The organism is Leptospira selangorensis (assembly GCF_004769405.1).
Classification (GTDB): domain Bacteria; phylum Spirochaetota; class Leptospiria; order Leptospirales; family Leptospiraceae; genus Leptospira_B; species Leptospira_B selangorensis.
In genome coordinates this window covers 88110-112912 of the sequence record NZ_RQES01000016.1, presented here as the reverse complement: position 1 = coordinate 112912, position 24803 = coordinate 88110, and the positions used below count along the sequence as shown (strand labels likewise).

The 24803-nt window shown below is 40.2% G+C and carries 24 protein-coding genes; 6 read left to right on the top strand and 18 right to left on the bottom strand.

The features are described 5' to 3' along the window. The first annotated feature begins 4 nt into the window (after nt 1-4). A complete protein-coding gene (locus EHO58_RS11005) occupies nt 5-1054 on the top strand; it encodes a sensor histidine kinase (RefSeq protein ID WP_135679942.1) in 1050 nt (349 codons plus the stop codon). Then, a complete protein-coding gene (locus EHO58_RS11000; RefSeq protein ID WP_100724404.1) occupies nt 1051-1725 on the top strand; it encodes a response regulator in 675 nt (224 codons plus the stop codon). Before EHO58_RS11005 ends, EHO58_RS11000 begins: the two co-directional genes overlap by 4 nt. Here the strand turns inward: EHO58_RS11000 and EHO58_RS10995 are convergent. From EHO58_RS10995 to EHO58_RS10980, 4 genes are read right to left on the bottom strand one after another with little or no spacing between them, the layout of a single operon-like run. Beyond that, nucleotides 1722-2327 carry a DUF1554 domain-containing protein gene (locus EHO58_RS10995; RefSeq protein WP_135679941.1) on the bottom strand — a complete coding sequence of 202 codons (606 nt, stop codon included), beginning with the start codon at nt 2325-2327 and terminating at the stop codon, nt 1722-1724. The two genes, EHO58_RS11000 and EHO58_RS10995, sit on opposite strands and share 4 nt — an antisense overlap. A gap of 3 nt (nt 2328-2330) precedes the next feature. Beyond that, nucleotides 2331-3158, bottom strand: coding sequence for a fibronectin type III domain-containing protein (locus tag EHO58_RS10990; RefSeq protein ID WP_135629121.1), 828 nt, complete (start codon nt 3156-3158; stop codon nt 2331-2333). Nucleotides 3159-3167: 9 nt separating this feature from the next. Continuing rightward, nucleotides 3168-4679, bottom strand: coding sequence for a FecR family protein (locus EHO58_RS10985; protein ID WP_135679940.1), 1512 nt, complete (start codon nt 4677-4679; stop codon nt 3168-3170). A 3-nt stretch (nt 4680-4682) separates the two neighbouring features. After that, nucleotides 4683-7016, bottom strand: a complete 2334-nt coding sequence (locus EHO58_RS10980) for an adenylate/guanylate cyclase domain-containing protein (protein ID WP_135679939.1) — start codon at nt 7014-7016, stop codon at nt 4683-4685. A gap of 152 nt (nt 7017-7168) precedes the next feature. Between EHO58_RS10980 and EHO58_RS10975 the strand changes: the two genes are divergently transcribed. From EHO58_RS10975 to EHO58_RS10965, 3 genes are read left to right on the top strand one after another with little or no spacing between them, the layout of a single operon-like run. Then, the gene (locus EHO58_RS10975; protein WP_135680151.1) at nt 7169-8188 is read left to right on the top strand and encodes a mechanosensitive ion channel family protein; all 1020 of its coding nucleotides are present in this window, start codon (nt 7169-7171) and stop codon (nt 8186-8188) included. 49 nt (nt 8189-8237) lie between these two features. Continuing rightward, entirely contained in the window at nt 8238-9095 is an 858-nt protein-coding gene (locus tag EHO58_RS10970; RefSeq protein ID WP_135679938.1) for an LA_0991 family prenyltransferase-like protein, read from the top strand. 41 nt (nt 9096-9136) lie between these two features. Beyond that, complete coding sequence (locus tag EHO58_RS10965) at nt 9137-9940, top strand: SDR family oxidoreductase (RefSeq protein ID WP_135679937.1); 804 nt, start codon at nt 9137-9139, stop codon at nt 9938-9940. A gap of 218 nt (nt 9941-10158) precedes the next feature. Here the strand turns inward: EHO58_RS10965 and EHO58_RS10960 are convergent, their stop codons facing one another. From EHO58_RS10960 to EHO58_RS10915, 10 genes are all read right to left on the bottom strand, one after another. Further along, nucleotides 10159-11109, bottom strand: coding sequence for a class I SAM-dependent methyltransferase (locus EHO58_RS10960; protein ID WP_135679936.1), 951 nt, complete (start codon nt 11107-11109; stop codon nt 10159-10161). 13 nt (nt 11110-11122) lie between these two features. Continuing rightward, nucleotides 11123-11398 (bottom strand): helix-turn-helix domain-containing protein, encoded by a 276-nt coding sequence (locus EHO58_RS10955; protein WP_135629114.1) that lies wholly within the window; start codon nt 11396-11398, stop codon nt 11123-11125. Continuing rightward, the gene (locus EHO58_RS10950; protein WP_135679935.1) at nt 11395-11745 is read right to left on the bottom strand and encodes a type II toxin-antitoxin system RelE/ParE family toxin; all 351 of its coding nucleotides are present in this window, start codon (nt 11743-11745) and stop codon (nt 11395-11397) included. Before EHO58_RS10950 ends, EHO58_RS10955 begins: the two co-directional genes overlap by 4 nt. Before the next feature lie 115 nt (nt 11746-11860). Then, nucleotides 11861-12520, bottom strand: coding sequence for a M15 family metallopeptidase (locus EHO58_RS10945; protein WP_135679934.1), 660 nt, complete (start codon nt 12518-12520; stop codon nt 11861-11863). Between the two features lie 60 nt (nt 12521-12580). Further along, nucleotides 12581-13135: a C40 family peptidase gene (locus EHO58_RS10940; RefSeq protein WP_135679933.1), complete on the bottom strand. Its 555-nt coding sequence runs from the start codon at nt 13133-13135 to the stop codon at nt 12581-12583. A gap of 74 nt (nt 13136-13209) precedes the next feature. After that, on the bottom strand, nt 13210-14154 hold the full coding sequence (locus tag EHO58_RS10935) for an alpha/beta fold hydrolase (RefSeq protein ID WP_135679932.1): 945 nt from the start codon (nt 14152-14154) through the stop codon (nt 13210-13212). A gap of 18 nt (nt 14155-14172) precedes the next feature. Continuing rightward, nucleotides 14173-14973, bottom strand: coding sequence for an SDR family NAD(P)-dependent oxidoreductase (locus EHO58_RS10930; RefSeq protein ID WP_135679931.1), 801 nt, complete (start codon nt 14971-14973; stop codon nt 14173-14175). Continuing rightward, the gene (locus tag EHO58_RS10925) at nt 14970-15818 is read right to left on the bottom strand and encodes a metal-dependent hydrolase (protein WP_135651646.1); all 849 of its coding nucleotides are present in this window, start codon (nt 15816-15818) and stop codon (nt 14970-14972) included. Before EHO58_RS10925 ends, EHO58_RS10930 begins: the two co-directional genes overlap by 4 nt. 39 nt (nt 15819-15857) lie before the next feature. Beyond that, nucleotides 15858-16820, bottom strand: a complete 963-nt coding sequence (locus EHO58_RS10920) for a M24 family metallopeptidase (protein WP_135679930.1) — start codon at nt 16818-16820, stop codon at nt 15858-15860. A gap of 77 nt (nt 16821-16897) precedes the next feature. After that, nucleotides 16898-17992 carry an AraC family transcriptional regulator gene (locus EHO58_RS10915; protein ID WP_135679929.1) on the bottom strand — a complete coding sequence of 365 codons (1095 nt, stop codon included), beginning with the start codon at nt 17990-17992 and terminating at the stop codon, nt 16898-16900. 127 nt (nt 17993-18119) lie between these two features. Here EHO58_RS10915 and EHO58_RS10910 point away from each other — a divergent pair, with 127 nt between their 5' ends. Next, nucleotides 18120-19403, top strand: a complete 1284-nt coding sequence (locus EHO58_RS10910) for a citrate/2-methylcitrate synthase (RefSeq protein WP_135628527.1) — start codon at nt 18120-18122, stop codon at nt 19401-19403. A gap of 117 nt (nt 19404-19520) precedes the next feature. On the opposite strand, the gene EHO58_RS10905 is transcribed toward EHO58_RS10910, so the two are convergent. The 4 genes from EHO58_RS10905 to dusA form a co-directional block, all read right to left on the bottom strand. Continuing rightward, nucleotides 19521-20504 carry a cytochrome-c peroxidase gene (locus EHO58_RS10905; protein ID WP_135651647.1) on the bottom strand — a complete coding sequence of 328 codons (984 nt, stop codon included), beginning with the start codon at nt 20502-20504 and terminating at the stop codon, nt 19521-19523. A gap of 109 nt (nt 20505-20613) precedes the next feature. After that, the gene (locus EHO58_RS10900) at nt 20614-22449 is read right to left on the bottom strand and encodes a 7TM-DISM domain-containing protein (protein ID WP_425269442.1); all 1836 of its coding nucleotides are present in this window, start codon (nt 22447-22449) and stop codon (nt 20614-20616) included. Between the two features lie 133 nt (nt 22450-22582). After that, complete coding sequence (locus EHO58_RS10895) at nt 22583-23524, bottom strand: MBL fold metallo-hydrolase (protein WP_135679928.1); 942 nt, start codon at nt 23522-23524, stop codon at nt 22583-22585. Nucleotides 23525-23571: 47 nt separating this feature from the next. Further along, nucleotides 23572-24621 (bottom strand): tRNA dihydrouridine(20/20a) synthase DusA, encoded by a 1050-nt coding sequence (gene dusA, locus EHO58_RS10890; RefSeq protein WP_135679927.1) that lies wholly within the window; start codon nt 24619-24621, stop codon nt 23572-23574. Nucleotides 24622-24803 lie beyond the last annotated feature (182 nt).

The window sequence follows — 24803 nt, the reverse complement described above, 5'->3', positions numbered from 1 at the left end:
TTAAGTGGCTTCAGGACTCCTCAAACGAAAAGATACCAAACAATCAGGCTCATACTCCGGTAAGGAGCAGGCCTCTAAATTCCTATCCTTGGTAGAGGAGATCTCCCCTATCGTTGCCTTGGACGAAAACAATACGGTTCGATTTGCAAACGCATCTTTTAAAAAGGAATTCAGGCTGAGATTTGCAAGCCCGGCAGGTAAAAACCTATTCAATCTATTAAAATTAGATTCAAAGGAAGAAGCAAACCTAAGAGAAAACCTTCACAAGGCTCTTAAAACAAAATTACAAAACCAGGAATTCAAAAAAGGAAAAAAGTCTTACGGATATTCCATCTTTAAATTCAAAGATAGCCTGGGGATGATCTTAAAAGATATCACAGAGAACAAAAAGTTAGAGAAGAAGATCGCGACTCTTCACACACAAGTACTCGCCTCCCAAGAAGAAGAAAGATCCAGACTCGCAAGAGAACTTCATGATGGAGTCGGGCAACTTATACTAGCAGCAAAATTACATTTTCAAGCTTATCAAAAATCGGAGAAGGAACATCCTGAATCTTTCGGCTCAGGCCTTGGACTTATCGATCGAGCTAGCCAAGAACTCCGCGAAATTTACACAAATTTGCAACCTTCTTCCTTAAAAGAACTTGGGCTGGAAGCCGCTTTAAGCTCCTTAGCGAACCAAATTTTTCCGATACAAAAAATTAAAGTGAAATCCGAGTTTAGAGTTCCCGAAAAAATTCCTCAGGAAATACAGAACCAAGTTTTCAGAATATTACAGGAAATTTGTGCAAACATTCTGAAACATTCCCAAGCAAATAAAGTGGAGTTAAAGATCTTTTCGGAAAAAGATACTCTAGTAGTTTCTGCAAAAGATAACGGAAAAGGATTTAAAGAAAAAGAAGCCAGAATAAAATCTACCGGATACGGATTGGAAAATATTCGGAGAAGAACCGAGGACCTGAACGGTACTCTTTTTTTAGAAACGGAACCTAATAAAGGTACTCAATATGTGCTTAGGATCCCGTTAAAAAAACGTTCCAAGGAGAAAGTATGAACGCCCAACCCTCCGTTTGCAAACTCTATCTTGTAGACGACCACGCAATCTTAAGAGAAGGTCTTAGACTGATCATTTCCGGACAAAACGATCTGGAAATCATCGGCGAAAACGGGAACGCCGAACAGGCGCTAGACGAGATCGGCAAATTAGAGCCCGATATTCTAATCACTGATATCTCCATGCCTGGAGTCAGCGGCATCGACCTAGTCAAGGGAGTTAAAAGATATTATCCTAAAGTTCAGGTGATCATTCTATCCAGACATGATAACGAAGAGTATATCCAAAAACTGGTGGATCTTGGGATCAATGGTTACGTTCTAAAAGATGACGCTGGCGAGGATCTACTTAGAGCAATCGATGCAGTCCGCAGAAAAGAAACTTATCTAAGCCCAAGGATCGCAACCAGAGTTCTTTCCGGAATCGGAAAGAAAAAGACGGGAGAACTTCAGGAAGAAGGTCCTTCCGTATTCTCAGTACTTTCCGACAGAGAAAGACAGATCTTAAAATTGATCTCCGAGGGGAACTCTAACGAGAAGATCGGAAAACTTCTTCATATCTCACCTGCAACCGTAAAGGTGCATAGAGCTAATATCATGAAAAAGTTGGACTTACACAAGGTGGCAGACCTGGTAGTCTATGCGATCCGTGCCGGTATCGTTGAGAGTTAATTTCTAACGCAGAGTAATCTTTTAAGCTGACTGCAATCATCTGAGAAGCTTTGAGTAAATCCACCGGGGTACGCGCTTGGATTCCCCGGAGCACCCTCTTCTCCAAAATCTGACGGAGAAGAGCTTCCCCAGTTTAGACAAGTATCAGTACTAACTCCGAAACTTGAACTGATACCCGTCCAATAGTTTCCAGATCCGGGAATTCCTGTCCCACTATCCATAGGGTCCACTGGAATCCCGGAACCATTCGTATGAAAGATTAAGGCCTGGCCCGGATTCATCGCATAATAATTCGTATTAGCAAATAAAGGCCAGCCTGCCCCTCCCGGAACTCGAGTAGAAGAAGCGATTAACGCCACATATTCCAAAGAGGAACCAGGCAAACTAGGAACCTCTGCAGTTTTTGCATTTTGGCAAATCAAATCCGCGCCTGAAACTCCTCCTAAAGCGCCGTTATTGGTAGAAGTAGTAACAAACAGATAATGTGTTTTTCCTAGGAGCCCTAAAAGAATAAGTTCATCACCACCAGGGAACGGTTTGGAACAAGCAGCGCTAAAAAGCCCGGAAAGAAGAAGGACCAAAGAATAAATTCGAAGAGCCATAGATTAGAAGCTCCTTGTATATTGGACTTCCCATCTATTCTGAGAAAATCCGGTATTTGCAAAAGTATTTAGATTTCCGCTTCTATCAGGACTCACCTTGAACTGAACAGTATCTCCTTGTGGGAGTTTATTTTCCAACCAAAGAGAAAGCCCGATACTTAAAATAGCAATTCCTCCGATAAGAACCTGGTTATTCTGATGCATTTCATATTCTTTCTTATCATTTTCCCTTGCCTGCCAAAGATAAAGAGTTAATGAAGAAGGTAGATTTAAACTTAAGACCGCAATATTCATCGGATCGTTTAACGGTTTTGAGGCGAGAATATTCCCCGACTCTCTTTCAGAATTTCCTAGATAAGCAAGTACTCCGAACCAGGCCCAGATACTGTAGGACTTCCAACGTTCACCTTTTGAATAATATCCAGTTCCTGGGATCCAAACAAACTTAGAAGTTTTAATCCCTTTACTTGCCTCTTCTTTTTCAGCTAAGGCAACCGCCTTAGGACGGTCCTGTTCTACTTTAAAATTTGTCCAAGGAGTATAAGAAGAAGGTTTTCCGAATCTGTTTAGCGCGGCGATCCTATATTCATAAGTTCCTGCTTCTAGAGAAAATTCGATCTCGTTCTCGGAGACTTTTTTTTCTAAAAATAATTCTTGAGGAGGTTCCGTTTTTCGGACTTCCACCACATAACCGCGGCTTCCTTTTACTTCTTTCCATTCTATATAATATACGAAACTTTTTTTCTCGGCAAAAACTCCCGAGAATACGGAAAAGAATATTAGAATAAACTGAAATACAATAGCGAAAGTTTTTCCGCGGAACAAGAACATGCCTTCTCCTTAAGGGCGGGCGCCGCTGGATTTTGTTTCCGGGGCTTCCAATTCTTCCCTAAGTAATATTTTGAAATCCGCTTCTGATCTTAGGTTAGGGTCAGTATCCGATTCTATGGTCCACCGAAATGTTCCTACATCCAGTTTTTCCAAATCTTTGAATACCAACCTGTCACCTTTTGTCTTTTTTTCATAGATTAGCTCGTCGCCTGAGCCTCTCTTATAAAAAAGACGAAATTTCCATTCGCTTTGTTTCTGTTTGGCGGAAAATTTCCAGCGGAAAGAGATACTTTCTTTGCCTGTCATATCCACCAAAGTGCCGTTTTTCGGAAAATCTACGGAAAGTTCGGAATTTGCCTGCGTTTCTGGAACCGCAAGATTGCCCTGTTTAGTTTCTGCAACCTGGATCACCGGAAGAGAGATGGAAAATTTACGCACTTCAGAGAATGTTTCCGTTCCGGCAAGATTTGTATAAGACTGCACTCTCCAATAATAAGTTCCAGGATCCAGTGTAAGAGAAAAATTCGTACGGAATACTTGTGTCTCGGACAAATTTCCAAAATTAGGATCGTTAGAGATCTGTAATTTATAGCCGCTTGCTATCTTTTGTTTTGCCCAGGAGAAGGCGACAGTCCTATCTTCTTGAGAAAGATCTTTTTTAGGATAATGTAATTCGACGGGGAAATTAGGAAGAACTCTGAACTTTCTTACTTCGGATACTTTTTTTCCATCCTTGGAGTTAATTCTCCAAAAGTAGATCCCTTCCGGAAATTTTTGTTTATAATAAGGTTCTTTGGAAGGCCGTTTAGAAATATAAACGGAGAAGTCTCGTCTAGGAGAAATTTCTAATATACCTTCTTCTCCACCTTCCCAACGGAATTCGACAGTCTGCTCTAGTTCTGCCGGGAAATATCGATGCGAATCTTCAGGACTTACTAGGTTCCAACTTTGGCCTAGTTTATTCCCATTCAGAGAACTTTCTTTTTCACCTAGTGTTTGTTTAACTGTTCCATCTTCGGACCATTCTACCTGTCCTCTTTCTACATCTACTCTGGTGCCGCTTCCGTTTTTGGTAACTTGGAATTTAGAACCTAATTCAGCTTCTAAACCTACCGTTCCTGCGATTACAGAGAGTACTTTTTTTCCGCTCTCTACTAGGATATTCCCTTCGTTCAGATCCAAATTTTCTTTATTCTCTTTTAGCTGGAGAACTACCATGGACTGAGGATCTAATTCTATCCGAGTTCCTGATTTTAAAAATACTACTGCTTCAGATGCTTCGTCCGTTCGGATAGAATCCCTATCGTAAACAGGCATTCCTTGGTCTAGATCTTCCCATAACATTCTATCCGGAAATTTTCTTTGTGCGGTTTTGTATCGGAAGGAGACGGTTCCCATGATCTCTTTTCCGACTCCACCGTTTGATTTGGATTCGAAATATAGAAGATACAAAGATAGAAAGAGTACGATAAAGCAGCCTATACCAACCTGCCATTCTCTTTTGTATATTCTCCAATCCATATCTTATTCCGCTATAGCCTTAGAAGGAGAATCAGGTTCAGGTATTCCGCAAACTTTGCGTAGCTCTTGTATATTTTTAGGGCAATCAGGATCTTCTAACCAACCTAATACTGCATAAAGTTTTTGCGGTTTTTCTTTTCCTCGGATCCAAACAGGAGGAAGTTCTTCGAATTTATAATGATCTTTTACTTTTTCATAAGATGTTTCCGAAACCAATATATCCGTTCCGAATTCTTTCGTTAAATATTCTATACGAGAAGCAAGATTGACTGCGTCTCCAATAACTGTGAACTCGAGTTTTTTCTCGGAACCGATCTGACCTACTACCACAGGTCCCGTATTAATTCCACATCCGAATCTTGCGAGAGGCCTTCCAATCTCATTCCCAATACGATTGAATTCGAATAAGGCGCTTCTCATCAGAAGTGCGGAGTTGATCGCATTCCTTGCATCATTCTCATCCGTGTACAATGCGCCCCAGTGAGCCATGATCGCGTCTCCGATGAACTTATCCACAATGCCTTCTGTGAGATAAATACATTCCACCATTTCGGTGAAGTATGCATTTAGGAAATCAACCACCTCACTCGGTTTTAATTTTTCCGACATCCCAGTGAAGTTTCTTAAATCAGAGAAGAATACTGTTACATCTTTGGTGACGCCGCCTAAAGGCATATCTCCTGCAAGTGCGCGTTCTGCGATTTCCTTGTTCACGAATTTTCCGAAAGTATCTTTGATCTTCTCTCTTTCTTCTAATCCATGAGCCATCTTAAGGAATGAGTTTGTTAGAACTCCAACCTCATCCCTGGTTACAGGTTTGATCCCTACTTTATAATTCCCTCTTTCAATCTGTCTTGTGGCACTCAATAGATTGATAAGTGGAACCGTTAAAGTTCTGGAGAATAGGAATACCACTAAGAATGCGAGACTCAAGACTGAGATCAGGATATAAAAATTCTGCCTTCTGATCCTATAAACTGCTTCGAAAGCTTTGTCCGCTTCAATGGAAGACACAACTGCGAGGTTTCCATCTTCTAATTGCTGGAAAGATCCTAGGGTTTCTTTTCCTTCAAAGATAGAAGTTTGAGAACCGTTGTCTGCGGGACTTCTTAATAAAAATTGGACTAGAGGATTTTTAGAATAATCTTTAGCAGAAACCGTTTCTGATTCTTCCGTATGAGCGATTAATCTTCCTTTTGAGTCTACTACCCAAATTGCAAATAATTCAGTTTGTAAAGCGGACCGGGCGGCTTCCCAAAGATCTTGAGGAGAAATTAAGAAGAAGCCATGTCCTTTTCCGGATTTATCCTTTTCTATAAAAAGTACAGTAGGGAATCCGAATTTAGAGCTAATATTTTCCAATCGAGTGGATTCGAATTCGGAAGCGAAATATTTTTCCTTTTCCTCTTTGGGGATGGAAGACCATAAACCGCGGATCTCATCTTCTTCTTTCCTAAGATCTCGGATGAACCTTGGATTAAAAACAAGTGCAGATTCTCCCTGTTCGTATTTTCCCCAAGCGAGAATTTTAGGATGAGTGGAAAAAAATCCGGAGATATAAGCAGGGGGAGAAGTTTTTTTAGAATCGGAACCTTTAGAAGGACGAATATCTCTTTTATCCGAAAACTCGGATGACTTATTAGAAAGTTCTTTGATCCTAAGACCTACTTGTAGTCCGGTTAATCTCGCCAAACTCAGGTTATACTCTTGGATCAATGATACTGTATAATTCCGGAAAAGACTTGTTGCGAGTCCGATCACAAGACCCATACTTACCACTACAATCGCAGAAACGATTGCAAGAAGTTTAACTCGAATAGTGATCCTAGACGCTTTAAAATCTTCTCCATGATTTTTAGGAGGCTCTTGTTTTTCTTTTTTAGGTTTTTCAGATATTATATTAGGCGAATATGGTGTATATACTTTGGTAGGTTCTTCTTTTTTGCCGGAAAGGATCTCCTGCATCAATTTTACGAATTCATTAGATTCGTTTTCGGAATAACAAACAAGTACGGAACCTAAATGAGATCTAAGAAAACGATCTAATTTTCGCGCAGAGTCAGGAGAAGAACGGAACTTTGCACCGTCCATCGTAGAAAGACGAATCTTATCCTCTTGGAGTTTTTTCACCAAGTCTTTGAATACTTGGCTATTCTTCCAACCGCTTGCTTCCGATTTAGTTCCCCAAAAAACTACCTCTTGGATACCTCTTGTATGGATCTCGTCCATCCATTCGGAAAGATTTCCGCCTTCTTCCGGAAATTGTCTAGAGTATGCGGACATAGTGTCCGTCAGGGGAACTTCTAAAATTTGATTTTTTCCGACTCCCTCTTGCATGGGGATAGGAGTCTCTGAAATCTCTCTAGTTTGTCATTACAAAATCCAATTTTATCTCCCTTTAGATTTGCCCTCGGTTTGCCACATAATTCGGCACTTCCATTTTTTCTTTTCTATAAAATACTTCCTCTTAATTTAGGAGAATGATTTGGATGGACTCGGTTTTAGGTTCTAATTGGTTACTAGGAGCAATTTCGGTTATTTCCGGAATTCTTTTGGGCTATCTTTTCGGTGGGTTCATAGTTCCGAGACTTGCAAAAACTCTCACAAAAGATAAGTTAGATACCAAACATCCTCTTTACACGGCACTTCTCTCCTTAGTTAGATTTTCCTTTTTTATTTTTGGATTATATACTGCTCTTCGGTTCTTAAAATTAGATACTTCCTCGGAAGAAAAAATTTCTCTTTATCTAAAAGTATTCGGCATCTTGGTATTCACATTTTCCTTCGCAAGAGTTGGTTCGGGTGCTTTTACTTTATATTCTTCAAAGGCAGAAGGACTTCTGCCCTCCGCATCTATATTAAACAATATAGTTAGAATTCTGATTTTACTCACTGGAGGTTTAGTCGCATTACAAACTCTGGGTATCTCCGTTACTCCTGCTTTGACTGCATTAGGGGTGGGAGGTCTTGCATTCGCATTAGGTTTGCAAGAAACTCTTTCCAATTTGTTTGCGGGACTTGGAGTTTTGCTCGGTAAAAAAGTAGCCGTAGGAGATTATATTTCTTTGGAAACAGGAGAAGAAGGTCTGGTAGAAGATATCAACTGGAGAACCACTTCTCTCAAAAAAAGAAATGGAAGCACGATCATAATTCCGAATGCGAAAATGTCCAAGACTACTTATACGAATTATAGCCTTACAAACACGGGACTTTGGACCGAGTTAGAGATCAGTATTCCTAAAGAAGGAAATCTGGAAAAGTTGGAATCTATTTTGAAACAGGCCGCAAATTTTTCCTTAACAGAGATCTATGGAAAAAATGGTTATAATGAATCCAAAATTTCATTTCGTTATGTTTCTTTTGGCCAATCTAATATCGATTTGGTGGTCCATCTCCCTTTAAAAAACATAGATGACTCAGGACAAATTAAATCCATTTTCATAAAATCCTTGCATTCCCAATTTAGATCGGAAGGAATCGATAACATATCCGCGAAAGCAGTAAAATAATTCGAATCAAACTAATCTATTCGCGGAAATCAGTCGTAATAGAGATCGTATGCGAAACGTTTTAGAAAACAAACTTTGGTTTTACGCTCACGTCCTTAGCTTGGATGTATGCCTTGGCGTTTTAGGTTCCGGAGCCTTGGCTGCAGTAGTGACGGGCGCCAAGATGAAAACAGTTTGGTGGTTTCTTCTTTCCCTAAGCGTTTGGGTCATCTACACCTTAGATCATTTATTAGATGGAAAAAAGGTGGGGGAAGATTCCATCAATCCGCGTCACAAATTCCACTACGATCATTCCAAAGTTTTGACAATACTCTGCACAATTGCGGCAATCATTTCCGCAGTTCTCGCATTCTTATTATTAAGAGAGATCGTTTTATTAGGCGGAGTATTATTATCAGCTTTGGCTATTCTTCATCTAGGGATCGCCCGTTGGGGAAAGATACGTTTCGGAAAAGAATTCTCAGTAGCATTGATCTATACTTTAGGTGTCTGGTTCGGCCCTCTATTGGTTGTTGGGTTTCGTTCTTGGACAGTTCCCCTTCTTCTTTTCTTATTCTTTTTAGGCACCGTTCTAAATTTAGTAATGAACTCTCTCATGGAAGCAGAGTTAGACGCTAAGGAAGGCCAAGTTTATCTATTAGGAGTTCTTTCTCCCAAGCTTGCTAAGGAATGGGTATTACGATTGTCCTTGCTCGGATTTCTGGCTGCCTTAGTATTGGCCGGCGGAATACGGAAATGGGCGCCGGGCACCTCGGTTTCGGCCTCTTTGGTGATCGCTCTGATCTGTGCAGTTCCGGGTGGAATCCTGCGTTACGCAGATAGATTCCAAGATTCTCAAAAGTATAGGATTCTTGGAGAGGGAGTTTTTATCTTGGGACTGGTCCCTTGGTTTTTAAACTTCTATTAGATCCTTAACCGCCTAAGAAATTAAATATCGGAGATAAAAATATGGGAGAATTTTTCAAAGACAAAGTCGTGTGGATTACAGGAGCTTCTTCCGGGATCGGCGAATCTTTAGTTAAAGAAGCCGCGAGAAGAGGAGCGACTTTAGTTCTTTCTTCCAGAAGAGAAAAAGAACTCAAAAGAGTTCGCAAAGAGAACGGATTAACGGATTCAAACAGCATGATCCTTCCTTTGGATCTAGAAGATTATAAAAAGTTAGGAAAAGTCCCTTCTCAAGTTATTAAAACTTTCGGAAAGATAGATGTTCTCATTAATAACGGTGGAATAAGCCAACGTTCCCTAGCTCATGAAACTTCCTTAGACACTTATGAAACTTTGATGAAGGTAAATTATTTCGGCAATATCGCTCTAACTCTTGCAGTACTTCCTCATATGAGAGAAAGAAAACAAGGTTGGGTTTCCACAATTGCAAGTGTTGCAGGACTTATCGGAGTTCCATTGAGAACCGGATACTCTTCCACAAAATTCGCATTAACGGGTTTTTATGAAGCGCTCAGAGCTGAAAACGCGAAAGAAAATCTGAAAGTTACTTTAGTCTATCCTGGTTTTGTGAAGACCAATATTTCACATAACGCACTTAAAGGAGATGGAACTCCTCAAAAGAAAATGGATAAGGTAATCGAGAACGGGATCGATGCGGACGAATGCGCACGCAAAATCCTGGATGCCATCGAGAACGAAGATCTGCAAGTGATCATCGCCGGTGGAAAAGAGAAATTCGGTCTGTTCCTAAGACATTATTTCCCTAAGTTTTTCGCGAAATTTTTGTCCAAGACTGCAGTTACCTGAGCTTGTAGGAATTCCTACATGGGTCAAGGCTCGCCCCCTCCCTGCATTGGGTGGGGGGGAGTGGCCCGTGGGAGCCCGTTCGCCTTCTATCATAAAATCGTAAAATTCACAAATACAAATTTCTGCGGATTTTGTAGGAGCTCCTACATTTTAGCGCAATAAGAATGTTCTTGACTCAGTGAAAGAGCCGACCTGCCGTTTCCAATTTAAAACGATATCTACTTCCTCATCTTCCAAACAAACCGTATCTTTTCATTCCGAAAATCTTCCGGATGAGTTTGTTTCGTGATATCCTGAATATCTTCCCACAAAAGTTCATCCGCATCCAATTTGAACTTCCGGAAATTCGTAGAGAAAAAGAGGATCGCACCTGGAGCAGAAAAATCCCTAAAAATCGAATTTAGTAAAAAAGAATAATCTCTCTGCACATCAAAAATATCTCTCATCTTCTTACTATTAGAGAACGTAGGAGGGTCTACTATGATAAGATCGTATTGTATTCTTTTAGGATTATTTCTTTCTCTCTTCAACCATTCAGTAATATCTTCTCTAATAAACTCATGTTCTTCGTGAGAAAACCCGTTTAGTTCAAAGTTTTCCTTGGACCAATCCAAGTATTTTTGAGAAAGATCGACGCTGGTGATTTTTTTTGCACCACCGTCAGCAGCATATACGGAAAATGCTCCCGTGTAAGAATATAAATTTAAAACATTCTTTTCTGAGGCTTCTTTCCTAAAAAGATCTCGAGTAGTCCGATGATCCAGAAAAAGTCCTGTATCAAGATAATCACTTAAGTTTATCTTAAATATCAGCCCGCCTTCGTTTGCTTGGATGGATTTCTCTTGGGTATCCAACTTTTCGTATTGCAGATTTCCTTTCTTGCGCTCCCTGGTTTTCCAAAACAAATTTTCAGGAGTAATTTGAAGAATTTCGATTATAAAGTTTCGGATTGTGTCTCTTTCCGATTCTCTTTCTTCGTCGGACATCGGATAAGAATTCAAGTATTCTGAAACCAGGCAAAAATTTTCATATAGGTCTATTACGATCGGAACCTGCGGAATGTCACGATCGTAGATCCGAAAACAGGTAATCCCTCTTCTTCTCGCCCATTTTTTCCAATGTTTGGACATCCTAGTCAGGCGATTGGAGAACATTTCTAAATGTTTCATAAATATATTAAAATTATCGAATGCTTATATGTAGTTTTTTGCCTAAAACTTTGGCAACTTTTTCCAAAGTAGATAAACGAATATCTTCTGCATGGTTTTCCATGCGAGAAATTACGCTCTTTTTAGTTTTCAGTCGAACGGCAAGATCTTCCTGAGTGAATCCTTTTTTGATCCTAAGTTCTCTTAGATAAAGCCCTATTTTAAAATCATTAAATCCAGTCTCAAAATTCTCCGCAAATTTCGGATCTTTTTTCTTTCGTTTATTAATGTATTTATTTAAATCACTCATCGATTTAACCTATTAAAATAATTCTTCCTGTATTTTTCCGCTCGTTCGATTTCTTTGTTGGGAGTTTTTTGGGTCTTCTTTTGAAATCCATTAGTTAAAATTAATGTATTTCTTGCGGCCCAGAAACCGAAAATTCTATAAGCATTCGAGCCATAATCGATCCTGCATTCCCAGATCTCATCACTTCCGCTCATCTTTTTGAAAAATTGTTTAGAGATAATCTCTCCTTCTCCAATTATTTTTAAAACCCATATTATCTTCTGAGCGATCTTGGCGGGTTGAGAATCTAAAAATTCCTCTACCGGATATCTTCCGCTTTCTGTCTTAAAAAATTCGATCCGATTCATCCGGATCGAAGGTTAGCTTTTATGCTAACCAATGTAAAATAGAATACCAAATTGAAGCAAGCTATAAACTAGAATATTGATTCCGCCGGATCTTGAAGAAAGAAAAATGCCCGTTTCATTTCTCCCAAAGTTTCGGATCCACCTCTACTAAGGGATAAACTTTTGCATCCCCGTCGTTATAATGCCACCATTCAGAACTGATCTGTTTGAATCCATGCTTTGTTAAAATTCCAACAAGGACTTCCAAATTTTTAGAAACAGTCGGTTCCAGGTCCTTACGAAAAGGAGAAGCTTTATACGTAAATTCATCGTAAAGACTTGGCATTTCCAATTCTTTTCCTTCCGAATCTATAAGAGTAAGATCTACTGCTCCTCCTCGGTTATGAACAGAACCGCCCCTTGTAGGATTTCCAACATATCTTGGATTTGGGACCTTCTCCCATAAAATTTTTTGTGCATAAGGAGGACGATATCCATCCCAAATTTTAATTCTGTATCCGTAGCTTTGAAATTCAGTGTTAGCGGCTTTTAATTTTTCTGCCGTTTCTTTTCTGAGCAAACAGGTTTGGAAAGGATAGATGATTGTGCCCGTAAAATTTTCAGATGTAGAATAACGCAGATCTATCTGTATATTCGGATCTATATCTTTGACGTTTACGAGTCCTTTTTCGATCTTTATAGGCCGTGCGCTTTCCTCTAATTTTGGGATTGGGGGTTTTTGGCAATAGAAGAAGATAAATAAAAGAAAGATCAGGCCAAAACTGCGGACTCGCATACAAGAGTGATTTCAGCCCTTAAACTTTGTGTCAAATCAATACTAGCCCGCGGGCTTCGACTATAGTCTTCCCGCAAATACGAATCTAGTCTTATAGTAATTCTCATCCAAAGAATTGACCGTTACACCTTTGACAACAGAAGCATGTACAAACTTTCTATCCTTTAGATAAACTCCTACGTGACTGATCTTCTCGCCATATATATTAAAAAATACTAAATCTCCCTCTTGCAGATCGGACTCTGAGATCTTTTTGACCTGTTTTGAGATACTGTCGGAAGAGCCTGCAATTGTTTTGGAATATGCTTTTTTTACTAGCTTTGCGGCGAGACTAGAACAATCTATTCCGGATTCGTCTTTTCCATTGTCTTTATGAGGAGTTCCGATCCAATGCTGGGTTTCTTTGAACAATTCCAAATTATCTTTGGGATCGATCTCTAATTTCCAAGTTTCATAAAAGTATTTGTGAACTTCTTTATCGGATAAGGATTTTGCTTGGTCTGCGACAAGTACCAAAGCGAAAAAAGGTATGATCAAAAAAGAAAGCGCTCCCGAGTTTGGGAGAACTTTCTCTTTCCATAAAACTAGAATTTTTTGGATTCCGTTCAAGATCATGTTTATCTGACCCCTTTAGAACGGATCTGGTTTCTTTTTTTTTCGAGTTCGGAGTGATTATAATTTTACGTTTTTCAACCGATCTCCCAAACAAACTCTCTTATCTTTTCGCTCACCATATCCGGCATTGTTCTTTGGATCCAGTGATTGCTATCATAAGTATATTCTTTATAAGAATCACAGATCCTTTCATGAAGTCTGTATAACTCCGGTCGGATTGCAAAATCTTTGAGAGGAATTAGAACCTGGACCGGAGCCTTGATATGTTTCGGTTCCGGATACTTCTCCCCTCTAAGTAACTCTCTATACAAATTCACATTGGAAACTGTGGTCGCAACGATCTCTTCTTTGGATTTATTTCTAAGTGTATCATTCTTAGGAACTCCCCCAGTATTCATCGTATACTTCCAGAAAAACTTACTGAAAGTTTTCCAGATCCATTCAGGAACAAAAGGAATTTGAAAATATAGAATGTACCAAGATCTTTTGAGCTGAGAAAGTGCCTTATACAAAGAAAGCGGGTTCCCAGAAAGAGCCATTTGAAAAGCGCTTCTACGTCCAAGCACCGGATGAGGCCCACCCATTGCGGTATATGACTTTGCCCAAACTGATTTTTCTTCGTCGGCAACAAATGCCCAACTGATCAAAGATCCCCAGTCATGTGCAACAAGATGTACAGGTTTATCGTTACCTACAAATCGGATTACTGATTCAAGATCTTCGAATATTCTGCGAACATTATATGCTTTTTGTTTTTTAGGTTTATCCGATTTTCCTGAACCTCTTAGATCCAACGCGGCCACATTATAATCCTCTTTTAAGGATTCCATCTGGTAGGACCAGACCCTATGATCGTCAGGGTATCCGTGAACGAAAAGAACTGTGGGTCTGTTCGGTCTTTCTTTCGCCGTATGATTGTATTTTACATACAAAGAAACATCACCGTTATGAACGAAAGTTTCCGTCCAAACTTCCTTCTTTTCCTTTTTTGCTCCGTTTTCCAGTTGGGTAGCCGCCATATTTTCGCCTCTTTTCGTTTAAGAAAATTTTTGTCCTAGTCTTTCCATTCCTCTTAAGAATCCGGGAGACAGCCTAGTCAAGAAGCGCAAAAACTTCGCAGTAAATCCTGGGAAGACATGCATCTTTCTTTTTTCAATTCCTCTTACTATGGCTCGAACCACCATTTGAGGACTGTCTACGATCAAAGAAGGAACTACTTTCGGTTTATCCGTTCCGAATTGTTGAGAATGTAGAATATTTGTATTTGCGAAGAAAGGATACACGTTAGTCGTATATATTCCCTGATGTCTATAACCAGAATCTAATGCTTCTCCCAAGGCTCTGATCCCGAATTTGGAAACGGAATAATACACTAACTCGCCAGGAGCTGTGATCCCAGCACATGAAGATAAATTTACGATCTGTCCGTATTTTCTTTCCAACATTGCAGGTAAGAATAAACGAGAAAGATAGATTGGAGCGTATAAGTTTACGTCCAAGATCAATTTCCATTTGTCCATTGGAACATCCAATAGCCTACCACCGAACGCTAAACCTGCGTTATTTACCAGAATATCTATCTTAGGTTGGATCTTGATCGCTTCTTTATACGCTTTCTCGCAACCGGATTCGTTACTTAAGTCCGCCGCAAAACTTCCGAGTATTTTTCCAGGAACTGCTTTAGAATTTTCTAAATAGAATTCCGCCTTGGTTTCCGGCGCCTTCATGTCCGTAAGTACTAGATTGGCGCCTTTTTTTAATAGTTGTTTGGTTAATTCTTTACCGAAACCACCGCTTGCTCCGGTGATTAAAATATTTTTCCCGCTTAATCTGCTCATGCAATTTCCTTATACTTATGCTCAGGGGATTCAAAGATTGTCCTACTCAATTCAAGATTATCTTCTTGTTCCGGATGAAATCCAGGACGGAAGTATCTGAAGAATGCACCCGCAGCATGAAAGAAGACCTTTTCGTCTATAAAGATAAAACGAAAAGCATCTTTTCTAGTTTTCCATTTAAAAGTAAGTCCCTCTTGCCAAAGAAGAATTTCGGCACCTATAAATGTTGCCGCCCAGAATACGATCGTCACTCCGAGGAAAGTAATCATTCTTCTGAAATAATTTCCGCTGATATCCAAGAATACATCGTAAGCAGCGGATTTATGCTCTATCTCTTCTGCTGCATGCCATTCCCAAAGTCGTTTCATCTCTGATTCCGCTTGGTCTAATGCCTTGATCTGCAAACCGATAGTAGCAACCAGAGAGGTATAATGTTCCGCGCCTGCAGTCGCCGCCAAACAAGACTTAGCTGATAATATTTTTTCTACAAAATTTACGAAGAATGAATTCACAAAATCAGTGAATGTTTTGATCTTAAAGCCCTGATCTTCCAGTATTTTCCAGGTTTTTTTATGTTCTCCGGCATGTTGGGCTTCTTGGCCCATGAATGCTTTTGCATTTCGGAGAACTCTCGGATCTTTGATACTTGGAAGGAATTTCTGGATACTTCTGATAAAGAATCTTTCTCCGTCAGGAAAGAATAGAGTCCAAGTATTCAAAATATGCGTTTTATAAGCGGAACCGTCCATCCAGTGTTTACTGGTTCCGTTCTCGCTGAATTCGAATTTAGGTTTTCTGACCGGATAAAAATGAAAATCCTTATCCTGTAATATTTCGCTGCTCATAATAAGCCTTCTAAATTAAATTTATTGAATGTATTTCGTTTAAGCCGGAACTTTTTCTTTCTGTTTTTTTGAATTGGCGACCGGCTTGGAGGACTTAGATTTTCTCTTTTCCTTCCAAAGGTTTACATGAGGTAGATCCTCATCCAACCAATACGCTGTGGAATCCGTAACCACTAAGATCTCTTCCCATTTTGCTCCGAAAGATTCGGATTCTTTGGAACCGTTATATATCTTACCGATATGAGGTTCTACCGCCCAGAGTCCAGGTTCTGCTCTGAAGTCGGAACCTTCTCCCCATAATGGTGAATGTCCGGAAACTCCAGGGATTAGATCTTTTATCATTTGAGGGAATAAGTATGCGAATGTTTGGAATGGAAATCCATTCACTCTTCCACCGGGAAAATTATAAGCAGGAAGTCTTCCTACCTTATGACCTAAAACTCCTTGGGGATAGATAGAATGACAGTTAACATATCCGGATGCACGTATTCTTGCGTCTACTTCCAGATAAATTTCGGATAAGGTTCTTTCTTCTAAAACCCTTCTTAAAATTAACTCTCTATATTCTTCTAAATTTGCGAGTGCCTTATCATGTTCCGGATTTTTTCCGAATGAGAATGCGTAACCCACATCTGCCGCTCTTCCTGCAAACGTAGGAGCTACGTCTAGGATCACTGCCATACCTTCTTCTAATCTGCGGTTAGAAGGTTGGAACTTTCCGCCGAAATGTGGAAGTAAACCTTCTCCCTTTCTTAAATAATTCAGAGAGAGTGGGCGTTTAAATCCTCTGAATGCGGTTCTGTCCCCGAACCATGCGAAACCATAATGAAAGAAGGATGTGCCTCCCGCGTTTCGGATATAATCGTCAATTTTGCGAGCTGCTTCTTTTTCGGTGATCCCAGGATACAATTCCTTACGTACGGATTCCACTGCTTCGTAAGCCAAGGCTTGCACTTTGCGGTAGGATTCTAATTCTTCTTTAGGATATGTTTCTCGGGACATCGGTCTCTTCTCCTTCCTTGCGGAATCCGACAGGAAGGTTTTATCCTAACCGATATGCGAAAAACAATCGTCCGAACTTATAGTTTGCTACCCTTTTTTCTCCATTCTAGAGGAGTCATTCCGGTGATTTTCAAAAACTGCGCATTAAATGTGGATTTAGTATTGAATCCAACATCGTATGCTATGGATAGAACAGTTCGTTCCAGGTCCTCTAGTAGAAGAGTTTTGGCCTCTTCTACCCTAAATGAATTCAGAAATTCATTGAAGTTTTTGCCGTAGGTTTCGTTTAAAATGCGGGAAAGTTGGTGAGGAGAGACCAATAATTTTTCGGCGAAGTCCTGGATTTTCAGACTTTCTTCTTTATATATTTTATCTGCTTCTACCAATTCTTTGATACGAGTATGAAGTTGGTCCAGATCCAATCCATTCAGTTGGGTTCTCTCGTATCTTTTCTGTTGGATCTCCGACTTCAAAGAAATGAAAAAATTCGGATACCTGGAAGAGAATAAAAATACTAGAACGATCCCCAAAGTTTGGAAACTAGAACCGGCTGCTAACAAAAACTGATTTTTTAAAAAATATCCAAACCAACAAAGTTGAATAGTGGTGAATACCACAAACAGGATCGTATAAACTAGAGAAGAAAGTGGGATCTCGGTTTCCTTAGATGCCTTTCTGAATAATACCCAAAGAAAGATGGAATAAACAGTTTGGTGGATGGAACCGAAAATCGTGACTCCGGTTAGAATATCCACCTTAGAACCGAACATTGCATTTCGAATATACTCTCTGATCTCTTCCGCAGGTAGAATAGTATAAGCTATTAATTCTCCGAGTAAGAGTAAAACGGCCGGAATAAAATGTTTTCCGATATGGATCTCTCTATCCAAAGCGAATTGGACCATGTTTTTAGAGACCAAAAGTAATGTGGGACCCACCGCCCAGACCGCAGGGAAGAATGCGGGCCAGAACCATATATGATCCGCAGCCCATGGCAGCAGACCTAGGCCCAATCGACTCTCTACCAAGGCGAGAATAATGGCTAGATAGAAGATCCCACCCGGCAGCACATTTTCCCTTTTTTTAGCGAGCTCCATCGCCGCGAGAAGTAGGCAAAGTGCGGTTCCAAATTGGATCCAAAAATGAAGAAAAAAACCGGGCAGATGCTCCAAAACAAAATTCCTTCGAAACTTCGGGAGAGTAAATCGAAGGCGATAGTTTTGTCCAGCCGAAAGGGAAAATTGCAGGCTACGCCAAGGAAGGTTTGACTCTTCTACCCTTCCCCTGTTTCCTATCGGTATGAGCGATTTCGTAGAGTTGAAATTCGGAGACCAGGTCCACCGTCTTCCAGTAATCACCGGAACTGACGGGAATAAAGGAATCGATATTAGAGATTTGCATACTAAGACGGGACTTACTTCTTACGATCCCGGTTTTTTTAATACTGCATATGCCCAGAGTAAAATTTCCAGGAGGGACGCTCTCACCGGAGATTTACAGTACAGAGGCTATGACGTCGCAGAATTAGTGCATTATTCCACTTTCGTAGAGACTAGCTACCTGCTGATTTACGGAGATCTTCCCAGCGAAAAACAGCTGAAAGAATTCTCTATGAAACTTTCCAAACATAGTTTGATCCACGAAGACATGATCAATCTATTCGACGGTTTCCCAGGAAGAGCTCACCCACTTGCAGTTCTTTCGGTAATGGTTTCTTCCTTATCCAGTTATTACCAAGACGAATACGAAGAATATCTGGATCGCGGGATTGATCAAGCTGCTAGACTTTTAGCGAAGATCAGAACGATCGCCGCATTCTCCTATAAGAAAATGATAGGCCAACCTTTCGTTTATCCAGTGGATCGCCATCCATATTGTACGAATTTCTTATATATGCTTTTCTCTATTCCGTCGGTTAAATACCAACCTTCCGAAGAGCATGATAGGATCTTAAATCAACTTTGGATCTTATACGCGGATCATGAGCAGAATGTTTCGAATACTACTGTTCAGCTGATCGGTTCTACCCAGGCAAATATATTCGCTTCCGTTTCTTCTGCGATCAACGCTCTTTGGGGTTCCAGAGAAGGTGGAAGACAGGTTGCGGCAGTGGAATTGATCGAAGATATCATCAAATCTAAACTTTCAGTTCCTGAGTTTTTCGAGCGGTTCAAAAAAGGAGAATCCCAACTTCACTCCACATGTTTCGGTCACGACGCATATAAGGTGAAGAGCAAACGTTCTACTATCGCCCAAAAACTATTCACAGATTTTTATAAGCAGAAGAAGTTAGATCCAATCGCAGAAATTGCCCTACAAGTGGATGATTTCGTAAGCAAAGATCCATTCTACCTGGAAAAAAATCTGTACCCGAACCTAGAATTCTATAGTGCGATCCTATTCCATAGTTTAGGAATTCCTAAAGAACTTTTCACTGCAATGCAAGCGATCGGAAAACTTCCTGGTTGGTTGGCTCACTGGAGAGAACAAAGGATCGGTGTGAATGCATCTCATAAGGTTCGTCCACGTCAGATCTTTACAGGCGAGACTCACAGAAAATACAGACAGATCCTGGAAAGATAACCTTCTACTTTTAAAACCTCAGTTGCAATCGAACTGAGGACAAAAAAAAAACCGTCTCCTTGCGGAGCCGGTCTGAATAGGTTTCAATTCTGTAAGTTCGTTTGATCTAAGATCTAATTAATTAGACCGATTTTTATCCGATAATGCCTTCAGGAAAGATACAATAGAATCTACCTCTTCGGTGGAAAGCTCTTTTCCAAGCTGCAAATATGCCATTTTTTTCACCGCTTCCGGTAGGGTTGCTACCTTTCCATCATGGAAATAAGGAGCAGTTAAGGCTATATTTCTAAGAGACGGAACTTTAAAGAAATACTTTTCAGCATCGTTCTTACTTACTGCAGATCTTCCAACATCGGTTGTGTTTTCGTAAGGGTTTACCTGGCCTAGTTTACGGAAGCTGTTACCGCCCAATAGAGGTCCGTTATGGCATTGGATACATCCTGCACTTAGGAAGGTTTCCAGTCCCTTCTGCTCTTCAGAAGTTAAAGCCCTGTGATTTCCAGCTTGGAACTCGTCGAAACGGTCTCTTGTAATCAAGGTCCTTTCGAACGCAGCAATCGCCTCTGCCAAATTGTCATAGGTAATCTTTTTGTCCTGATCGGGGAAAGCTTTTGCAAATAGATCCACGTATTCAGCGATTTCAGAAAGCTTTTTCTCAACAGCCGCTTCGGATGGCATAGCCATTTCCACTGGATTTAAGATCGGTCCTTTTGCCTGAGCCTTTAGGTCTGCCGCTCTTCCGTCCCAAAATTGAACGAAATGGAATCCAGCGTTCAGAGATGTAGGAGAATTCCGATCTCCATTTTTTCCGAGAGCACCCGGAGAAGTAGGAAGATTGTCCACTCCAGCGGTCTTTCCTAAAGTTCCGTGGCAGGAACTGCAGGATTGTGAATCGTTGATAGAAAGACGTTTTTCGAAATAGAGTTTTTCGCCTAAAGCAATCTTAGCAGGAGTATCCTTTTCGGAACCCGGCATTTTTTCCGGAAGAATTCCAAAGGAAGTCTTCGCGTCTTGCATAAGCTGTTTTGTTTTCTCGGATGGACCACATGCCGAGACCAGGGCCAAAATTAGACCCAAGTACAGTATTTTTGTATTCTTCATTTTTCATCACCACAGATTAGAATCATTCTAATCTTGTGTAGAATCCCCGGAGCAGAATTTGAGACAACTCTTTTTCAGAAGAATTCGATTTCTCTTCCGAAAAATTCGGTTATGAGTGCAATCTGAGTTCGAATTCGAATTTTCCGGGCTCACTTAGCAGGAAAAATCTTGCTCCTAACTTTTCGGCTCTCACTTTCAGGTCCGCCTCAAGAAGAGTAGAAGGTTCTTCTTTTGTTTCTACAACTCCAGTTGCCTGTAACCTGAGTAATATAGAGTCTCCTTCTTTTCCCCAGAAAATTTTGGATTCACCTGACCTTCTCGCACCTATCTTTACCGCGTCGGAGAAGATCCTTTGGACCTGTAGGCATTCGTCTATTCTCAAAAACTGGGAAACGGTTTGGATCTCCGAATGGGAGAATAACGGGTTTTTCAGGACGAATTTTCTCATTTCATCTTCTACTAATTCTTCTTTTCCACCCTGATGATGCATCAGGTCCAAAATATCCCTGACTCCGGATAAAGTTTGACTGAGTTCGTTTTTAAGTTTAGAAAGCGATTTATCGGAACTTTCTTTGGATTCCAGTTGATCGATAAGAGAATGAAATCCTTTATCCATGGATTGATCCACTAAGGTAGCATACTTTGCTTTTTCCTCGGCGTTTAACCTAAGTTGTTCGTTATACTTGGATTGTAATTCCGCAAAGGTTTCGACCTTCTCCAGATCTTTAGTAAATCTTAATGATATAATATAAGAATTGAATGCGATAAACCCTACGAGTGCTGCCGGAAAACTATAAGGCATGAGGAAGTAAACTTCGTATAATCCCCAGATCACGTCGTTCAACATAGAAATCGCAAGTATGATCCCGGAAAGAAATACTGTTCTGGCTCTATCTTCCTTCTGCCACCATGCGTATCCTAATATTGCCAATAGGATCAAGCTGTAAAATGGAGGAACATGCATGAAGAAGGAATACAGATAGATAAGTTCTTCTTCTCCCAATACAAAAACAGAAAGGACAAAAATGAACATTGTGCTCATTAAGATGGCCATCCATTTGGCTCCGAACTGTTTCGGATACATTGTCCTCAGGATCATGTATACAGAAGGAACCAAGCACGCTTCGCAGAAATATTCCATTCTGATACGCAAATCTAAGGTCAATTCAGGTGTAAGAACATACTGAAGGCCAGAAGTTACGAATGAATAGAAGGCTACTAAAAAGCAAAATAATGAGAAAAATAATGGCACTAAATCTTTTCGATAAGATGCGAAGAAGATCAAGTGATACAAACCTACTGAAAAAATAATCGCAACTAAAAGTGTTTCCCAGATTATTTCACGGACCACTTTTAATTTTAAAGAATCTATATCTCCTATCAGGAATGGATTTCGTATTCCACCTTTTAAAAAATTTCCTCTATAATTCGAAACATTTACGATAAGTTCAGTATCCAAGGAATCCAAAAGATAGATCTGAGAATTTGGATGCGCTAAGAACTCTGTATCAAATCGATTCGTTCCATTGATCCCGTTGGCAAAGATTATTCTTTTTCCGAAATATACTGAATACACACCGGGGATTCTGGGCACATAAATGGCGAGATTCCTCTGCTCCGGAGTTTTATGGATATTTAATCTATAAGAACCATGTCCTTGTAATGTGAATTCGGGCGAATAATCCCTCCAAATTCCCGGAACAGGAAAGTATTGCCCACTTGCCACATAACCCGTATTAGGTGAATATAAATTTCCCCAACTGAATTCCCAGTCTCCTTTTAGGGGATAAATTTCTCCCCAGGGACTGGCCGCATTCATGTTTATACTTCCTTTATAGATTACAGGGTTCTTTTCGGAAGTTTTTGTAGTACAAGAGAGTAAAAGGAAGAAGGCACAGAGAAGGAATACTAGGTTTCTTTTTTTATAGGATCCATCCGATATCATACTCACATGTATATTCAAAAAGTTCGAAACTAGGAAATCAAATGAAAAACTTCGCCTAAGAAGCACTAGACTATTTCGAATTCTCATCTATAAATTCAGAGGAATCAAAACCATATACTTAAGGGATGGAAACTTATTTCCTGCTTTTTCTAGATCTTTCTATCTTAAATGCGATCCCTTGTGCATTGATCTGAGAATCGAATCCTATAAATCTTTCCTCTTTTTCTCCGAAAGGAAGATGTCGAATATGGATTTGATCTTCTAAATAAGAACGGACTCTAGCTTCACAAAAGCCAAGCAATGCCTCTCCTTCCAAACCTGTCTTTTCCGCAGAGATCAAAATATTTTTCATAACATTCAGACCTTCTTTCATTTGAGAAGCTCCTGAACGGATATCCTCCCAGACTCCGAAATGTGTGAGATAAGCTTTATCTGCACCTGTACCAAGTATCTTATCTACGGAAAGGATCGCTTCTTCCGGATCAAAATCAGTAGGCGTTGTGGAAGGAAATAATAGCGAGTCCTGTCCTTTTCTAAATAATGTATATCCTATCCCGAAAGTATCTCCTGTAAATATTCCGTTTGTTAAAGAATCATAAATGCAGAAATGATGATTTGCATGCCCTCTTGTATGCAAAAATCTGAATGTTCTTTTTTGCCAGATTAACTCTTCTCCGTCGCTCATAGTGCGAACACGATCTTTTGGTACAGGCATGATTTCGCCGTACAATTTAAAATAATTCTCTTCTCCATATACCTGGATGGAACTTTTGATCAAACGAGTAGGATCTATTACATGAGGAGCCGCTTTCGGATGAGCGAGTACGGTCGCATTTGGACAAAGTGAGATAAGTTTTCCTGTTCCACCTGCATGGTCCAAGTGAACATGTGTGATTATAATATAATCTACGGACTCTGGACCGAGCCCTTCTTCCTTCAATGCTTCTATTAGAAGAGGGACCGCGTAATTTGTATTATTTTCTACGAATGTCGCTCTTTCCCCATCCACGATCAGATAAGCGCAGGCAAGTCCTGCTTCTACATATCCGCAATCTATGGTTCGAATCTTGTCCAAAAGTTTCTCCGCAAATATTATGCAGTAGTTAGACGAGTGTTCTCCGATTAAACCACCGGATTGGCAACCTCTTTGGTCTCAATTTTCGGATTCCCTAATTTACGATCCAAATATTCGTCCGGAATAGACTGCAATGCTTCTAAAAGTAATCTAGGGCTCGGGTTAGAATACATCTTTTCTGTGAGGATCCTACGATAAGAGCGAGCTCCTCTGATCTCATGAAATGCCCCGAGTAAATGTTTCAAGATACGACTCGGTTTTTCACCTAATGCTGTTTGAGAGGAAACATATTCTTGAGTGGACTCGAAAATATCTCTGCGACTTAAGTTTAGAGGTTCTGCTCCGAAAAATTCTGAATCGACTTCGGAGAATAAGAAAGGATTTTCATAAGCGGCTCTTCCTATCATTACTCCATCTACTTTGTCCATATGGGAATGGATATCCGAAATGGCTTTAACTCCCCCGTTCAATTCTATCAAAAGATCAGGAAAACTTTTTTTGATAGAATACACATCCTCGTAACGTAATGGAGGGACGGTTCTATTCTGAGCTGGGCTTAAACCTTCTAATATTGCAATTCTTGCATGTATTGTGATCCTTCTAGCACCTGCTTGGCTTACGGATCTCACGAACTCATACAAGTCCTCTAATGTTTCTTTTCCTCGAACACCGATACGACATTTTACGGTGACCGGTATTGAAGTTTTAGAATCCATTTCCGAGATACAATCAGCAACTTTATTCGGGTCCTTCATTAAACAGGCTCCGAAATTTCCTTCTTGCACCTTATCACTTGGGCAACCCACATTTAGATTGATCTCCGAGTATCCGTATTCTTCTCCAATCTTAGCACATTCAGCAAGTTGGGAAGGATTGTCCCCGCCTAACTGCAAAGAAACAGGAGATTCTTCCTGAGAAAAACGTAAGAATCTATGTTTGTCTCCCCTTAGGATGGCTCCGGTAGTCACCATTTCCGTATAGAATAAAGAATGTTTAGTGATCAGTCTTAAGAAAAAACGAAAATGCCTGTCCGTCCAGTCCATCATGGGGGCTACGGATACGGGGTATAAGATAGGCTGTTTTTTTTCGAAAGACATATACTTCGACTAATACGATCCTCGGTTTTCGGTGTGAGCAGTCAAGCCCCATGAAATGGGCTTGGTTTGATTTCCGACCGTTTCAATTTGGTTCTGGACGATGGATTCTAAGAGACTAAATCCGGATTTTTTCTTAAAATTAATAACCTGCTGCCTATTTCTGATTTTCTCTTCCTGTAAGA

Excerpts from the sequence above, each read along its gene's own strand:
- EHO58_RS11000 (WP_100724404.1), top strand. The coding sequence starts at position 1,051 with ATGAACGCCCAACCCTCCGTTTGCAAACTCTATCTTGTAGACGACCAC.
- EHO58_RS10995 (WP_135679941.1), bottom strand. The coding sequence starts at position 2,327 with ATGGCTCTTCGAATTTATTCTTTGGTCCTTCTTCTTTCCGGGCTTTTT.
- EHO58_RS10990 (WP_135629121.1), bottom strand. The coding sequence starts at position 3,158 with ATGTTCTTGTTCCGCGGAAAAACTTTCGCTATTGTATTTCAGTTTATT.
- EHO58_RS10985 (WP_135679940.1), bottom strand. The coding sequence starts at position 4,679 with ATGGATTGGAGAATATACAAAAGAGAATGGCAGGTTGGTATAGGCTGC.
- EHO58_RS10980 (WP_135679939.1), bottom strand. The coding sequence starts at position 7,016 with ATGCAAGAGGGAGTCGGAAAAAATCAAATTTTAGAAGTTCCCCTGACG.
- EHO58_RS10975 (WP_135680151.1), top strand. The coding sequence starts at position 7,169 with ATGGACTCGGTTTTAGGTTCTAATTGGTTACTAGGAGCAATTTCGGTT.
- EHO58_RS10970 (WP_135679938.1), top strand. The coding sequence starts at position 8,238 with ATGCGAAACGTTTTAGAAAACAAACTTTGGTTTTACGCTCACGTCCTT.
- EHO58_RS10965 (WP_135679937.1), top strand. The coding sequence starts at position 9,137 with ATGGGAGAATTTTTCAAAGACAAAGTCGTGTGGATTACAGGAGCTTCT.
- EHO58_RS10960 (WP_135679936.1), bottom strand. The coding sequence starts at position 11,109 with ATGAAACATTTAGAAATGTTCTCCAATCGCCTGACTAGGATGTCCAAA.
- EHO58_RS10955 (WP_135629114.1), bottom strand. The coding sequence starts at position 11,398 with ATGAGTGATTTAAATAAATACATTAATAAACGAAAGAAAAAAGATCCG.
- EHO58_RS10950 (WP_135679935.1), bottom strand. The coding sequence starts at position 11,745 with ATGAATCGGATCGAATTTTTTAAGACAGAAAGCGGAAGATATCCGGTA.
- EHO58_RS10945 (WP_135679934.1), bottom strand. The coding sequence starts at position 12,520 with ATGCGAGTCCGCAGTTTTGGCCTGATCTTTCTTTTATTTATCTTCTTC.
- EHO58_RS10940 (WP_135679933.1), bottom strand. The coding sequence starts at position 13,135 with ATGATCTTGAACGGAATCCAAAAAATTCTAGTTTTATGGAAAGAGAAA.
- EHO58_RS10935 (WP_135679932.1), bottom strand. The coding sequence starts at position 14,154 with ATGGCGGCTACCCAACTGGAAAACGGAGCAAAAAAGGAAAAGAAGGAA.
- EHO58_RS10930 (WP_135679931.1), bottom strand. The coding sequence starts at position 14,973 with ATGAGCAGATTAAGCGGGAAAAATATTTTAATCACCGGAGCAAGCGGT.
- EHO58_RS10925 (WP_135651646.1), bottom strand. The coding sequence starts at position 15,818 with ATGAGCAGCGAAATATTACAGGATAAGGATTTTCATTTTTATCCGGTC.
- EHO58_RS10920 (WP_135679930.1), bottom strand. The coding sequence starts at position 16,820 with ATGTCCCGAGAAACATATCCTAAAGAAGAATTAGAATCCTACCGCAAA.
- EHO58_RS10910 (WP_135628527.1), top strand. The coding sequence starts at position 18,120 with ATGAGCGATTTCGTAGAGTTGAAATTCGGAGACCAGGTCCACCGTCTT.
- EHO58_RS10905 (WP_135651647.1), bottom strand. The coding sequence starts at position 20,504 with ATGAAGAATACAAAAATACTGTACTTGGGTCTAATTTTGGCCCTGGTC.
- EHO58_RS10900 (WP_425269442.1), bottom strand. The coding sequence starts at position 22,449 with ATGATATCGGATGGATCCTATAAAAAAAGAAACCTAGTATTCCTTCTC.
- dusA (WP_135679927.1), bottom strand. The coding sequence starts at position 24,621 with ATGTCTTTCGAAAAAAAACAGCCTATCTTATACCCCGTATCCGTAGCC.